At 62.5% G+C, this 16,090-nt stretch carries 6 protein-coding genes; all 6 read right to left on the bottom strand.

Features of this window, described 5'->3' with window-relative positions; genetic code table 11:
• The 6 genes from EHW12_RS35280 to EHW12_RS16505 are packed head-to-tail and all read right to left on the bottom strand — an operon-like array spanning nucleotide 1 to nucleotide 15,876.
• Entirely contained in the window at nucleotides 1-903 is a 903-nt protein-coding gene (locus EHW12_RS35280) for an AMP-binding protein (protein WP_241198983.1), read from the bottom strand.
• Nucleotides 903-2,171: a condensation domain-containing protein gene (locus EHW12_RS35870; RefSeq protein ID WP_164490580.1), complete on the bottom strand. Its 1,269-nt coding sequence runs from the start codon at nucleotides 2,169-2,171 to the stop codon at nucleotides 903-905. The genes EHW12_RS35280 and EHW12_RS35870 overlap by 1 nt, the downstream gene beginning before the upstream one ends.
• Nucleotides 2,171-8,299: a non-ribosomal peptide synthetase gene (locus EHW12_RS16490; RefSeq protein ID WP_164490581.1), complete on the bottom strand. Its 6,129-nt coding sequence runs from the start codon at nucleotides 8,297-8,299 to the stop codon at nucleotides 2,171-2,173. The genes EHW12_RS35870 and EHW12_RS16490 overlap by 1 nt, the downstream gene beginning before the upstream one ends.
• A 26-nt stretch (nucleotides 8,300-8,325) precedes the next feature.
• The gene (locus EHW12_RS16495; protein ID WP_125051185.1) at nucleotides 8,326-9,408 is read right to left on the bottom strand and encodes an AMP-binding protein; all 1,083 of its coding nucleotides are present in this window, start codon (nucleotides 9,406-9,408) and stop codon (nucleotides 8,326-8,328) included.
• A 52-nt stretch (nucleotides 9,409-9,460) separates the two neighbouring features.
• Entirely contained in the window at nucleotides 9,461-10,744 is a 1,284-nt protein-coding gene (locus EHW12_RS16500; RefSeq protein WP_075832375.1) for an IS256 family transposase, read from the bottom strand.
• Entirely contained in the window at nucleotides 10,741-15,876 is a 5,136-nt protein-coding gene (locus EHW12_RS16505; RefSeq protein WP_241198984.1) for a non-ribosomal peptide synthetase, read from the bottom strand. Before EHW12_RS16505 ends, EHW12_RS16500 begins: the two co-directional genes overlap by 4 nt.
• Between the last annotated feature and the right edge of the window lie 214 nt (nucleotides 15,877-16,090).

Raw genomic sequence — 16,090 nt, forward strand, 5'->3', positions numbered from 1 at the left:
TCACCCACCACAAACCCCACCAAAAAATCCCACCCACACCCGACCGCAACACCACCACCGCACCAGCCACCCCCACCTGAGCAGCCAACACCGCCTCCACCTCACCCAACTCCACCCGCTGCCCCGCACCTTCACCTGAAAATCCGTGCGCCCCACAAACTCCAACACCCCACCACACCCCCACCGCACCACATCACCCGTCCGATACACCCGAGCACCCACCACCCCCGACACCGGATCCGCCACAAACCGACCCACCGTCAAATCCACACGACCCTCATACCCCCGAGCCACCTGCACCCCACCCACATACAACTCCCCCACCACACCCACCGGAACCGGCCGCAACCGCGAATCCAACACCAACACCCGCGTATTCCACACCGGCCGACCAATCGGAACACCCACCCCCACAACACCCTCCACCACATGAAACGTCACATCCACCGACGCCTCCGTCGGCCCGTACAAATTCACCAACTCCGCACCACACACCCCCGCAAACCGCCCCGCCAACACCGACGACAACCCCTCACCCGACACAAACACCCGACGCAAACCCGAACACCCCACCCCCAACTCCCCCACGCTCAACTCCCCCACGAACACCTCCAACATCGACGGCACAAAATGCACCACCGACACCCCCCACCGCTCGATCACACCCACCAAATACACCGGATCACGATGCCCACCCGGATCCGCCACCACCAACCGCGCACCCACCATCAACGGCCAAAACAACTCCCACACCGACACATCGAACGACACCGGCGTCTTCTGCAACACCACATCCCCCACCCCCAACGGAAACTCCCCCTGCATCCACAACAACCGATTCACCACCCCCGCATGCGACACCACCACCCCCTTCGGACGACCCGTCGACCCCGACGTGAACATCACATACACCGCATGCTCAGGCAACAACACCCCCAACCGATCCCCCACCCCACCGGACCACCCGAAAACCCCGAAACATCAACACAACCCACATCAACAAACCCCACCCCCACCGGCAAACACCCACCATCACCAACCCGCGACAACACCACCACCGGATCCACCACCCCCACCACAAACCCCACCCGCTCCACCGGCGCACCCACATCCACCGGAACAAACACCCCACCAGCCCGCACCACCGCAAACACCGCCACCAACAACTCCACCGACCGCGACAACGCCACACACACCCGCGACTCCGGACCCACCCCCAACGAAATCAAAAACCGCGCAAAACGATTCACCCGAACATCGAACTCACCCCACGACAACACCACCCCACCACACACCAACCCCCCACCACCCACACCAGCGAACCGCCCATCCAACACATCCACCAACGTCAAACCCCCCACCACAACCCCCACACCATCCCAACCACCCACCACCAACCCACGCTCACCGGCGACATACACGTCGACCTCACCGACCGGTGTATCCGCGTTCGCTGCGAAGGCGGCAAGAATCCGCGACATTCGCTGTGCAATGGTGTCGACCGCGGCGCGGTCGAATGCCGCCGGCTGGTACCGCAGGCTGACCTGCAGCGTCGGTTCCGCGACCGACAGCACGGTGAGCGGGTAATGCGTGGCGTCGCGGGCATTCACAGCGGTGACGCGCATACCGGCAATGTCGGTGTTCCCGCCCATCCCCGAGGTATCGATCGGATACGACTCGAAGACCGACAGTGTGTCGAACAAATTGCCTGTCCCTACGACAGATTGAATCGCGCCGAGTCCGACATAGTGATGATCGAGCAGAGCTGTCTGCTCGCTTTGCAGTCGAGCGAGCAGCTGCGTACACGTCTCGTCCGGATCCAGTTGCACTCGGACAGGCAACGTGTTGATCAGCAGCCCCATCATGTTTTCCACACCAGACAACTCGGGTGAGCGGCCCGAAACCGTGACGCCGAAGACTACGTCGTCACGGGAAAGCATCCGAGACAGTAGGACACCCCACGCCGCCTGGATCACCGTGTACATCGTGATCCCGCTCCGCTGGACCAGCGCACCGAGTCCGTCGCGCACCGAATCCGGTAGATCGACGGCAACCTCTTCGGGCACCAGCTGCTCCGCGATCGGCGTCGAAGGCGCCAACAACGTCGGCTCGTCGACGCCTTCCAAGGCGTCCTCCCACGCCGCGAGCGAGGTCTCCATATCGCGGTGCATCAACCATTCCAGATAGGTGCGGTACGACGGAGTCTCCGGAAGATCGGCCGGGCCCTCTCGACCGGGAGACCGTCGGCCGCGTATCTAATCAACAGTTCGCGAACCAGCAACGGTATCGACCAACCGTCGAGGACGATGTGATGGTTCGTCACCACCAACACGCACCTCGTCGGCGAGGTTCGCAGCAGCGTCAGCCGAAGCAGTGGCGGCGAAGCGAGGTCGAAGGGTGCACTGCGATCCTCGTCGAGGCGGCGCTCCAAATCTGCGTCGGTTGCCGATCCGCGATCACTCAGGTCGACCTCGGTCCAGGGAATCACTGCATCGTCGACAATCAACTGCACCGGTAGGCCGTTCACGTCGTAGAGAAACGCTGCACACAGATTCGGGTGGTTTGCGAGTAGTCCGGCAGCAGCGCCGCGCAAACGCTCGGAATCAACCGCTCCTTCGAGCTCGACGCACAACTGCGCTGTGTAGACGTCCGTCGACGTGGCCGCCAGTGAGGCATGGAACATCAGCCCGGCCTGAAGGGGCGACACCGACCAGACATCGCGCAATCCGGGGAAATCGTTCTCCCAGCGTTCGATCTGTTGTTGGTCCACCGAGACCAGGGGAATGTCCGACGGCGTCAGACCGCCCGCATCAGGTCGCGACGCGTGCGCGGTGAGTCCGTCGAGCGCACGACGCCACAGTTCCGCGAACTCCGCGACGTCAGACCTGTCGAGCACTCCGCGGGGAAAGGTGAAAGATGCTGTCAGGCAGGGCCCGTCGACATGGTCCTCAACCGCCGCGTTGATGTCGATCACGGACGCCACAGCCATGGACGGGTTCTGGGTTCCGCCGAGCCTTCGATTGCCCTCCACCGGCAGCCAGTCCTGTGTTCCGTCAGAGGAGCTGATCCGGCCCAGATAGTTGAAACTGATCTGAGGAGAACGGAATCGGCCGAGTGGGTCGCTCTCGCCCGACAGGTACCGCAACATCCCGAATCCGATTCCATGATCGGGGATCGCACGCACGTATTCCTTGACGGCTTTGAGAGCCCGTCCGGCGTCGGCGCCACCTGCCAGTGCGTCGTCGACGTCGATTCCGCCGAGGTCCACGCGCACCGGGTAGAGCGTGGTGAACCAACCAACGGTGCGAGCGAGGTCTGCACCAGGAACCGCTCCTTCCTCGCGGCCGTGTCCTTCGAGCGTGACCAGGGCGGCAGCGGTATCCATACCGCGGCGTCGTCGCCACCCGATCGAGGCCAACGCAACAGCGGTGACAAGTCCGTCGTTCACGCCGGCGTGGAATGCCGCAGGAACCGTGGTGAGAAGGTTCCTGGTCGCCGAAGGCGAGATGTCCACTGTAACGGTGTCGACCGTGTCGTCGACGTCGATCGTGGGATCGAGTGGGCGCGAACCGATCAACGGGTCATCGCCGTCCAGGATCGTTCTCCACATGTCCAGTTCGACGCTCCGGTCGCCCACGTGCTCGACAAGCCCATGCGCCCATCGCCGGAACGACGTTCCGATCTGTGGCAGTTCGGGCGTGACACCGGCCTGGAGTTGTGCTGTCACCGACGCCAGGTCGGCGACCAGAATGCGCCACGAGACGCCGTCGACAACCAGGTGATGAATCACCACAAGTAGTCGGCCCCGCCCGGTCGACACGTCAGGTTTGTCGGCCAGGTCGAACCAGATCACGCGCACCATGTCAGCCGTGGCGGGATCCAAGCTGTCGGCCACGGCCTCGAGTTCTCCCGACGCCAAGGCCATGAAACCTTCGTCGTCCACCGAATCGACAGCTACGCGGTGGATCAGTCCTTCGGCCGAGATCGAGCCGGGTGGTAAGACTTCCATGACCCGGTCACTCTCAACCAAGCGAGCTCGAAGCATTCCGTGGCGGTCCAGCAACACCTGGAGACCACGGACAAGGAGGTCCTGGGTGAGATCAGCGGGAGCTGTCAGCAAGAGCGCCTGGGAGAACCGTTTCACTCCGCCGCCACGCAGCCCGCCACTGCTGCGGTCGAGCATCCACTGCGCCACCGGGCTCAATGGAACAGTTCCGACAGCGGATCCCGGTAGCTCCGCGAGTACATCAGGCCTGTCCTGCTCAAGGTGCGCCGACTCGGCAAGCGCGGCGACGGATTTGTGGTCGAAAACATCTCGGGGTGAGATGATCACACCCGCATCGCGAGCGCGGGCCACCAATTGGATGGACATGATGCTGTCGCCACCGAGCTCGAAGAACGAATCATGCACTCCTACCGCGTCGAGACCGAGAACCTGCGCGAACAGAGCGGCAAGAAGATTCTCGGTTTCCGTTCGCGGTGGCCGGTCGGGTGTGGCGGCGGACGAGAAATCGGGTGTGGGAAGCGCTGCGCGGTCGAGTTTTCCGTGAACCGTCAGCGGAACGGCGTCGAGCACCACCACCGCCGCCGGCACCATGTACGACGGCAGGCGCTTGCCTGCATGGGCGAGGACGTCTCGCGGATCGACACTCGCTCCGCGATCGGGAACCACGTAGCCGATCAACCGATCCCTGCCGTCGCCGTTCCAGACGGCCGTCACCGCCTGGGCCACGCGCGGGTGCGTCTGCAGTGCCACCTCGACTTCCCCGAGTTCGATGCGGAACCCACGGACTTTGACTTGGGCATCGGTGCGCCCGAGATACTCCAGCCGTCGGTCGGGCGTCCACCGCACGCGATCGCCCGTGCGATAGATCCGCGTTCCCGGCGCACCGAAGGGATCTGCGACAAACTGCGTGGCGGTCAACGGGTATCGCCGGTGATAGCCGCGAGCGAGAGCCGGCCCGGCAAGATACAACTCCCCCGCGACACCTACCGGTACCGCTCGCAGACGCGAGTCCAGCACTACCTCGCTGAATCCGCGAGTAGGTGTGCCGATAGTGACCGGGTCGTTCGGAGCCAGTGCCGCACTGATGCTCGACACGACAGTTGCCTCGGTAGGACCGTAGGCGTTGAACATCTTTCTGCCCGGCGCCCAGCGGGCCACCAATTCCGGCGGACACGCTTCCCCACCTGTCACGACACAACCGACAGTGGTGAGACCGTCTGGGTCGACGGACGTTAAGGCCGCCGGAGTCACAAAACAATGGGTGACGCGCTCGCGCTCCAGTAACGCCGCCAGTTCCGACCCGCCGTAGACGGTCGGTGGCACGATCACCATCGTGGCTCCAGCACCAACGGCCATCACGAGCTCGAGAACCGACGCGTCGAAACTCGGCGAAGCGAAGTGCAGAGTTCTGGATCGGGTCGTGGCGGCGAAGGTCTCACGCTCCTGGAGCGCGAAGTCGCTCAACCCGCGATGTGTGACCGTCACGCCCTTGGGTGTTCCTGTCGACCCCGACGTGTAGATCAGATAGACCGGATTGTCGATGCGAATCGGTGCCTTCCGATCCGCGTCGGTGACTTTCGATGGCGAGTACGCCCGCAGCCGTTCCTCGAAACCGGCATCGTCGAGGACCAGCCACGGCACGAGGCCGGACAATGCCGCGGTGTGAGCTCGAGACGTTATCCCCCACCCTGCACCGGAGTCGCCCAGCATGTGCTCGATACGAGCAGCAGGATGTCCCGGGTCCACGGGAAGGAATGCCGCACCTGTCTTGGCAATGGACCACACCGCCAGAACGGACTCGATGGAGCGTGGGAGACACAACGCCACCACCGATTCGGGACCCACTCCGGATTCGATCAGCATGCGGGCCAAGCGGTTCGACCGCACGTCGAGTTCGAGATAGGTCACTTCACGTTCCTCGAACACCAGCGCGACGGCGCCGGGATCCTGGGCGGTCGCCATATCTGTTGCTGCAGTCAGCAAATCCGGAAGGGTCTGAACAGCGGCGGAAATCTCACCTCGCACGGGTACCAGTTCGGCTGACTCATAGGCGTCGAGGATCTCGATATCTCCGATCCGTGATTGCGGATACGTGATAACGCGCTCGAGAATCCGTTGCAGGCGGTCGGCGAAGCCCGCTACCGTTTCCTCGTCGAAAATATCTGTGGCATATCCGAATTCGGCGCGAAGACCGTCGTATCCGCCGGCTGCGCCGGCGTTCCGCGTCACCGTCAACTGAAGATCGAAGTTGATGGTGTCGATCTCGACGCCCACGTCGGTCACCTGCAGGTCGGGGAGTTCGAGTGCAGGCCGTTCGATGTCTTGGAACTCCAACATGACTTGAAACAGGGGCGAGTACGCCGTCGAACGTGAAGGATTCACGATCTCGACGACTCTTTCGAACGGCACGTCCGCGTGAATGAAGGCGCTCAGATCTACGTTTCGGACCTGGTCGAGGAAGTCTCCGAAAGTTGCGCCGCGGTCCACTGCAGTGCGCAAGACCAACGTGTTGACGAACATGCCCACCAGGTCGTCGAGTTCGCGCTCCCCACGCCCGGCGATGGGAGTTCCGACGGCTACGTCGTCCTCATCACTGAGCCTCGCCAGCAGCACTGCCAAGGCTGCGTGCACAACCATGAAGACCGTGGCGTTGTGTTTGCGCGACAGGGCAACCACACCGGCATGCACCTTCGGACCGAACTCGAACCTGATCCGTCCGCGTCGAAGCGAACGCACATCACCGCGCGGTCGATCGGTCGGAATGTCGAGAACCTCAGGTGCGCCCGCAAGATTCTCGGCCCAATAGCCGAGCTGTTTCGAGATCAGAGACCGAGAGTCCGATTCCGAGCCCAACCAACCACGTTGCCACAACGCGTAGTCGGCATACTGGATCCCGAGCGGCGCCCACTGCGGTGCCTTACCGTTCACACGGGAGGAGTATGCGCTCATGAGATCTCGGGCCAGCGGTACCGTCGAGAATCCGTCGGCGGCGATGTGGTGAATCACGATCACCAGGACATGCGAGTGGACCTGGTCATCTCGCCGCAACAAGGTGGCGCGCATCGGGACCTGCTGCGTGACGTCGAAACCATCCGAAGCGATCTGCCGGCTACGCTCGCGCAGCTCTTCCTCTCCCTGCACAAGTATCGGTGCAAGATCCGATACCACCTGTGAGGTGGACATGATCACTTGACGCGGGCCGTCGTCAGTGAGAGGAAAAACAGTGCGCAAGGACTCGTGCCGCTCGACGACGTCGACAAATGCAGTCTGAAGCGCACTCACGTTCACTGCACCTTCGAGCCTCAACGCGCACGCGACGTTGTAGGCGGCGGACTCGGGGGCGAACTGATTCGCAAACCACATTCGCTCCTGCGCCGGTGAAAGTGGGATATCCGTCGTCGTACCCCGCGGCGTCAACGCCGGCTTGGCCCCCTCTCCTCCGCGACACTGCGCCAATTCGGCCAGCGCTGCAACGGTAGAAGCATCGAAGACGTCACGAATGTTGATCCGTTCGCCGAGAACAGAATTCACTCGCGCAACCAGCCTGGCCGCACTGAGAGAGCTCCCACCCAGGGCAAAAAAGTCGTCGTTCACGCCCACCGTCGACGTTCCCAGCAGATCATCGAAGATTGCGGCAACCGTCTCCTCGACCGGCGTTCGTGGCGCAACATACTGCAGCGGTTGAGGTTCGAAGGTGACGTCCGGGAGGGCTTTACGGTCCAACTTCCCATGCACCGTCACCGGAAACTCCCCCAACACCACCACCACCGACGGCACCATGAACCCCGGAAGAGACCTCCGCACCCCCTCCAACACCACCACCTCATCGACCACCACCCCCACCTCACCCACCACAAACCCCACCAAAAAATCCCCACCCACACCCGACCGCAACACCACCACCGCACCAGCCACCCCCACCTGAGCAGCCAACACCGCCTCCACCTCACCCAACTCCACCCGCTGCCCCCGCACCTTCACCTGAAAATCCGTGCGCCCCACAAACTCCAACACCCCACCACACCCCCACCGCACCACATCACCCGTCCGATACACCCGAGCACCCACCACCCCCGACACCGGATCCGCCACAAACCGACCCACCGTCAAATCCACACGACCCTCATACCCCCGAGCCACCTGCACCCCACCCACATACAACTCCCCCACCACACCCACCGGAACCGGCCGCAACCGCGAATCCAACACCAACACCCGCGTATTCCACACCGGCCGACCAATCGGAACACCCACCCCCACAACACCCTCCACCACATGAAACGTCACATCCACCGACGCCTCCGTCGGCCCGTACAAATTCACCAACTCCGCACCACACACCCCCGCAAACCGCCCGCCAACACCGACGACAACCCCTCACCCGACACAAACACCCGACGCAAACCCGAACACCCCACCCCCAACTCCCCCACGCTCAACTCCCCCACGAACACCTCCAACATCGACGGCACAAAATGCACCACCGACACCCCCCACCGCTCGATCACACCCACCAAATACACCGGATCACGATGCCCACCCGGATCCGCCACCACCAACCGCGCACCCACCATCAACGGCCAAAACAACTCCCACACCGACACATCGAACGACACCGGCGTCTTCTGCAACACCACATCCCCCACCCCCAACGGAAACTCCCCCTGCATCCACAACAACCGATTCACCACCCCCGCATGCGACACCACCACCCCCTTCGGACGACCCGTCGACCCCGACGTGAACATCACATACACCGCATGCTCAGGCAACAACACCCCCAACCGATCCCCCACCCCCACCGGACCACCCGAAAACCCCGAAACATCAACACAACCCACATCAACAAACCCCACCCCCACCGGCAAACACCCACCATCACCAACCCGCGACAACACCACCACCGGATCCACCACCCCCACCACAAACCCCACCCGCTCCACCGGCGCACCCACATCCACCGGAACAAACACCCCACCAGCCCGCACCACCGCAAACACCGCCACCAACAACTCCACCGACCGCGACAACGCCACACACACCCGCGACTCCGGACCCACCCCCAACGAAATCAACAACCGCGCAAAACGATTCACCCGAACATCGAACTCACCCCACGACAACACCACCCCACCACACACCAACCCCCCACCACCCACACCAGCAAACCGCCCATCCAACACATCCACCAACGTCAACCCCCCCACCACAACCCCCACACCATCCCAACCACCCACCACCAACCCACGCTCGGGCGCGCCCAAAATTTCCGTATCCCCTACTGGCACTGTTGGATCCGACACGACCGACCGGAGGAGGCGGACGAAACGCTCGCCGAACTCGGCGACTGTGGTGCGCTCGAAGATATCGGAGGCATAGGTGAAGGCGGCATCGAAACCCATGGGGACGCCGTCTGGGTCTGTCCAGAAAACGGTGTAATTGATTGGTTTCTAACTACTTTCGTCCGGCAGACAGCCGTCCGTCGAACGTTATCTCGAAGGCATTCAGTGCTGCCTTCCATCGGTTGGACCAGCGCCTGCGGGCGGTGCCTTTGGGATCGAGGCTCATGATGGCCAGATACACGCATTTCAAGGCCGCGGCCTCGGTCGGAAAGTGTCCACGGGCCTTGACAGCCCTGCGGATTCGAGCGTTGACACTCTCGATGGCGTTGGTCGTGTAAATGACCTGCCGGATGGCGTTGTCGAATTGTAGGAACGGCACGAACTCAGCCCAGGCGTTAGTCCAGAGCCTGATGATCGCGGGATAGCGTTTCTCCCATTTGTCACTGAACTCTGCGAATCGGTCGAGCGCGGCCTGCTCCGACGGAGCCGTGTAGACGGGTTTGAGGTCCTTGGCGATCTCGGACCAGTCCTTGCGGGAGGCATAGGCGTAGGTGTTACGGAGAAGATGGACCACACAAGTCTGCACGATGGTCTGTGGCCACACTTGCTCGATCGAGTCGGGTAGATGCTTGAGACCATCGCACACGACGATCAGAACATCTTGCACACCACGGTTTTTCAGCTCGGACAACACCCGAAGCCAGTACTTCGCTCCCTCCCCGTCGCCGTGCTCACCGACCCACAGTCCGAGGATGTCGCGGGTGCCGTCGACAGTCACCCCCATCGCGACGTAGATCGGCCGGTTGGCGACGTTGCCCTCGCGGATCTTGACGTGGATGCAGTCGATGAACAACACCGGGTACACAGGATCCAACGGCCGGTTCTGCCACTCGGCCATGCCTTCCATCACCCGCTCGGTGATCGTCGAGATCGTCTGCTTGGACACATCAGCTCCGTACACCTCGGCCAGGTGTGCAGCGATCTCACCGGTCGTCAAACCCTTGGCCGACAATGAGATCACCATGTCCTCCACGCCTGAGAGCCGACGCTGCCGCTTGGCCACGATCTTCGGCTCGAAGGAGGAATCCCGGTCACGGGGCACCTCGAGTTCGACCGGGCCGGCCTCGGTCAACACGTTCTTGGCTCGTCTGCCGTTGCGGGAGTTGCCGCTGCCCCTCCCTGCCGGGTCGCTCTTGCCGTATCCGAGGTGGTCGTCCATCTCGCCTTCGAGCGCGGACTCCACGACTAGCTTGGTCAGCTTCGACAGCAATCCACCATCTCCGGTCAACTGCAGCCCTTCGGCTCGCGCCTGCTCGACCAGCTCTTTGAGCCGCGCATCGCTGATACCCGGCTGAGCCGAGTTCGTCTCTGTCTCACGTTCAATCACGTCAGTCATAGTGGCGTATCTCCTTTCAGAGTTACACCGTTGTTCTTACAGTCCCCGCCGTCTTTGCCACGCTGCTCGGAGAGCGACAGTTGCAAGTCGAATTTGGCGACACCGACGTCGACTGGAACAACATCGACACCCAGTCCGGGTAGTTCGAGGTGGGGATCTGCGGTGTTCTGGAATTCCAACAGAACCTGGAAGAGCGGTGAGTGAGATGACGAACGCTCCGGCGCAACTGCATCGACGACTCGCTCGAACGGCACCTCGGCTTGTCCGAACGCTGCCAGATCGACTTCGCGAGTTCGTGAAAGGATCTCCTCGAAAGTCGCGGCGGTGTCAACGGTGATTCGCAGGACGACTGTGTTGACGAACATCCCGACCAGATCGTCGAGGACTTGCTCGGCGCGCCCTCCTACCGGAGTCCCGATCGCTATGTCCGGCGAGGCGCTCAGCCGTGCCAACAGAACCGCCAGCACTGCGTGCATCACCATGAACGGTGTCGTGTTGTGATTCCGAGCGAGTTCGAGGAGTTCACTGTGCACGTCTGCGGGCACCGAGAATCGGACCGATTCACCGCGCATGGATCGTTCCGCCGGTCTCGGTCGATCCAGCGGAAGGTCGATCACGTCAGGTAGACCGGCCAGGGTGGACGTCCAGTAGTCCAACTGCTTCGCCTCGAGCGTGTCCGGATCGTCGTCACTGCCGAGCAGTTCGATCTGCCATTGGCTGTAGTCGGCGTACTGCACAGGCAAAGGCGACCAGTCCGGTGCCCGTTTCGCAGCCCGCGCCGCGTAGGCGCGGGTCAGGTCGCGGGCCAGCGGCTCGAGGGATGCTCCGTCCGCCGAAATATGGTGAACCACCAGCGCAAGGACATGATCGTCCGGCGTGACCCGAAAAAGGGAGCCGCGCAGGGGCACGTTCGCGCTCACGTCGAACCCCTCGCGAGCGAGATCGGCGATGCGCCTGTCCAAGGCTTCCTCGTCCACGGATACTTCCCACGCGATCTTCGACGTCACGCGTTCCGAAGGCACTACTATCTGATGTGGGCCGTCGACCGACGCCGGGTAGACGGTACGGAGCGATTCATGCCGATCGACAACATCTCCCACCGCGCGCTGCATCGCAGCGACATCCAAGGCACCTGACAGTCGGACGACCATCGGAATGTTGTAGGCCGGGGACGACGTGTCGAACTGATTGACGAACCACAGGCGTCGTTGTGCCACAGACACCGGAATCTTGTCCCTGTACGAATGTGCCTGCAGGATTGGACGCTTCGAACGCGTGCGATCAACGCGGGATGACGTCGCATCCCGCACGTGACGGGCCAATGATTCGATAGTCGGTGCTTCGAACAAAGTCCGCACCCCGAAATCGATTTCTTCAGCGGCATTTACGCGAGCGATCAGCTTCGTGGCAATCAGTGAGTTCCCGCCCAGATCGAAGAAGTCGTCACCCGCACCCACCGTCTCGACGCCTAGAACATCGGCAAAAATCTCGGCGAGCACTAGTTCCTCAGCGCCCTCGGGCGGTCGAAAGTCGTCCGACCGAGCATCGAGCCGAGGTGCCGGTAACGCAGCGCGATCGACCTTTCCCGCCGGAGTTACCGGCAACTCGTCGAGTAGAACAAATGCCGCAGGAAGCATGTACGACGGAACACGGCTCGCGACGTACCGCGTCAGCTCGGCCGTCGAGAGCGCACTTCCGCCGGCAGGCACGACGTACGTGGTGATCATCGCTGTCCCGGAGGGAGCCGCACGCGCCACGGTGACTGCGGTCTCGACCTGCGGACACGACCGCACGACGCTGTCGATTTCCCCGAGTTCGATACGAAATCCGCGAACTTTCACCTGGAAGTCACTACGACCGACGTACTCGAGTCCACGGCCACGGCGCCACCGCACCAAATCCCCCGTTCGATACATCCGCTGCCCGGGGAGGCCGAAGGGGTCTGCCACGAATCGTTCTGCGGTCAACGCATACTTCCGGTGATATCCACGTGCGAGCGCGTCTCCCGAGATGTACAGTTCGCCCACAACACCGTCGGGGACGGGGTGCAATCGCTGATCGAGCACGATCTCCTCGAAGCCGCGGAGCGGACCGCCCACTGTGATGTTCTCCGACGACACCATCGGCTCGCCGATGTTCGACATGACGGTGGTCTCGGTCGGCCCGTACGCATTGCACAGCCGTCGGCCGGGAGCCCACCGCTGCACGAGATCCGGCGGACAGGCCTCACCACCGACCACCACTTCGCCGAAGTCCGAAAGGCCCTCGGGCGAAACTGTTCCGAGCGCCGCAGTAGTGACAAAACCATGCGTGACACGCTGGGATTCGAGGAAGTGAGACAACTCGTCACCGCCGTAGATCGTGCTCGGCGCAATCACCATGGTCGCTCCGGCACCGAAAGCCAGCAGGTATTCGAAAATCGAGGCGTCGAAACTCGGGGTCGAGAAGTGCAATGTTCGCGCATCCTGGGTCGCACCGAACCGCGAACGCTGTTCGGCAGCAAGCGCTTCCAGTCCACGATGCGAGACCGTCACCCCCTTGGGGAGTCCGGTGGAACCCGAAGTGTAGATCACGTATGCAGGATTGTCGGGCCGGATCGGGTGCACCCGATCGACATCGGAGATGGAGCGCACGGACAACCGTGCAAGTCGGCCACGGAACTCAGCGTCGTCGATTGCTATCCAGGAAATCGAATCCGGCAAACGATGAAGTTCGGAAACGACCGTGAGCCCCAGTACGGCGCCGGAATCGGTCAGCATGAAGCGAACACGTTGACCCGGATAGGTCGGATCCACCGGCACGAATGCCGCGCCGGCTTTGGTCACCGCCAACATCGCGACAACCGATTCGATCGAACGCGTCAAACCCAGCGCCACACTGTTTTCCGGACCGATGCCGCGGTCGATCAAGACTCGGGCCAACTTCGACGAACGCTCGTCGAGTTCTCGATACGTCAACTCGGCATCGAGATACGACAGGGCCACGCCGTCGGGGTGTGTGCGCGCCGCACCGTCGAACAGTTCGGCCAGGGTGCGGTGCGAAGCGCGAGGGTCACTGCGTACAGGCTGCATCGCGGATCGCTCGTCGTCGGACAAGATGTCGATGTCGCCGACCATCATTGTCGGATCTGTGGTGACGGATTCCAGGACGCGCGCGAACCGCAAACCGAGGCCACGTACCGTCTCGGCGTCGAACAGGTCGGTGGCAAACGCGAGCGTCACCGTGATTCCTGACGGCGTACCCACCTCGTCGAAAGTCTCGACTGCAGACACTCCGAGATCGAAGCGGCCGAGGTCGGGAGGGTGCTCGTCAGCGCCGGCGACGGACTCGAACGTCACCTGTATCACCGGCGCATACGCAGGTACATCCTCCACCTCGAGCGACTCCGCCACCTGCTCGAGCCGTATCCCACTGTGCGGCAGCGCATTACTTCGGACCTCGGCGACACTGCCCAAGAGTGCCGTGAACGGCGTCTCCAGATCGATGCGACTCCGGATGGCGACGATGTTCGCGTCGGATCCCGCGGGCGTACCGATCACAACATCCGAAGCACCGGACAACCGGCTCACCAGGAGAGCAAAGCTTGCATGTAAGACCGCACGAGTGTCCGTCCCGAGATCACTCGCCATCGCCGTGATCCGCGCGTGGGTGTCGGCGGCGATCAGGACCTCAACCCGTCCGTTCTCCAGCGATTGCGTTGCAGGCCTGGGTCGATCGAAGGGAAGTTGCAACAGTTCGGGCGCGCCGGTGAGCTCGTGTCTCCAATATTCGAGGTGCCGCACTTCGCGTTGTCGTCGCTCGCCCTCCCGGGCCGTCGGGCTGTGAATGTCTGCGAGTTCGGCACCGGAATCAGACGCGATCAACTCTTCCAGCAAGCCGACAAAATTCCGGTGGTGCTCGCGTAAACCCGCCTCCTCGTATCGGATCGGGTTTGCCCGGAAGTCGACACGCAGCCTGTCGCCGCTCGGATACACGTTGACCAGAAGGTCGTCCACCGGCCCGGAGGTGACGATGTGATACTCCCCAACCACCTCGCCCAACTGCACCTCCTGGCGAAACAGCATGACGTTGACCATGGGCCCGGCATATGAGTCTTCGCCTTCCAGACCGCTCGTCACGCCTGCGTCCCGACGGATGTCGTCGAGGCTGCAGCGCTGGTGCCGCAATGCACCCATGAGCTCATGTTGGACCTGGGCGAACAGTTCACCGACGGTGTCGACCGCTGCGACACGGATGAGCAGTGGCGTGACGTTCACCATCATGCCGCCCGAGTCCCGCAGCACCGCCGTTGTCCGTCCGGACATCGGAACATGAATCTGGACAGTCTCTTTCGCCGTCATCCGCGCGAGGTACAACGCGAGCGCAGCGATGACCGGTGCAGCGTGGTTCTCGGATTCGTAGAGAAGGGCACAACTTCGGTCCGACATCAGTGTGCTTTCGAGTCGGCTCTCGGTTTGCGCGGGCCCAGAAGCCTCCGCCAGGCTGGATCCGGCGAGGGTGGTATTGCGCTCAGCCCAGTACTCCCGGTCGGCGGCGAATCGATCCGACATTCTGTACCGCTCGTCGATGTCGTACAGCGTCCGGAGTGTCGCGGCACGACTCGGCTGCGAGTCCTTTCTCGCCGCCGAGGCCGAGTACCGATGCGCAATGCGGTTCATCATGGTCATGGCACCGAAACCGTCGAGCGCAACATGATGGATGCGGCTGTACCACAGATAGTGCGCGTCGCCCACGCGCAGCACAGCGGTCGCGACGATTCCGTCGACTGCCAGGTCGAGCTGTGTCCGGCAATCTCGGCGCATCCACCCGAGGGCATCCTCGATCGGATCGGGGGACCCCCGGAGGTCGACCAAACCGACCGAGATTTCGGCCTTCTCATCCACGTACTGCATCGGTTGACCGTCGATCTCGATCACTTTGAGCAAAGGAGATTGAAACTCGTATGCCACCGCTCGCGTTTCGCGATCCAGCAGTTCGACGTCGAGTTCGCCGCGCAGCTCCACGTAGTGCGCTATCAGAATCGGGACTTCGGGATCGAATTGCTGAGCGAACCAGGTTGCCCGTTGGGCGGCCGAGAGCGGAAAGAGCGTCTCATCAGAAGGGTCGGTCCGACTTACCTCGAAGGGTTTCACAGCGCCCCGCCCCGCATGATCTCCGCGGCCGCCGAGTGCGTAGCCGCGTCCGAATCAACAGCGCGAAAGCAAGAGGCTGATCGCGCCTCTCAAGCAGTCGTACCCAGAATCGGCAAGCGCATGCACCGCCCCACCAGTCGATGTCACGTACGTATCGCTCCTGTTTCGCGTGCCCGATATGTACTAAAAGTGTGAATGTGTCTCGTCACCTCGG

Origin of the sequence: Rhodococcus sp. NJ-530, from assembly GCF_003860625.1 — a bacterium.
In the GTDB taxonomy this organism is placed as follows: Bacteria; Actinomycetota; Actinomycetes; order Mycobacteriales; family Mycobacteriaceae; genus Rhodococcus_F; species Rhodococcus_F qingshengii.

Bases quoted from the DNA above. Each gene is read 5' to 3' on its own strand.
- EHW12_RS35280 (WP_241198983.1), bottom strand. From the start codon at position 903: ATGTTCACGTCGGGGTCGACGGGTCGTCCGAAGGGGGTGGTGGTGTCG.
- EHW12_RS35870 (WP_164490580.1), bottom strand. From the start codon at position 2,171: ATGCACCGCGATATGGAGACCTCGCTCGCGGCGTGGGAGGACGCCTTG.
- EHW12_RS16495 (WP_125051185.1), bottom strand. From the start codon at position 9,408: ATGGGTTTCGATGCCGCCTTCACCTATGCCTCCGATATCTTCGAGCGC.
- EHW12_RS16500 (WP_075832375.1), bottom strand. From the start codon at position 10,744: ATGACTGACGTGATTGAACGTGAGACAGAGACGAACTCGGCTCAGCCG.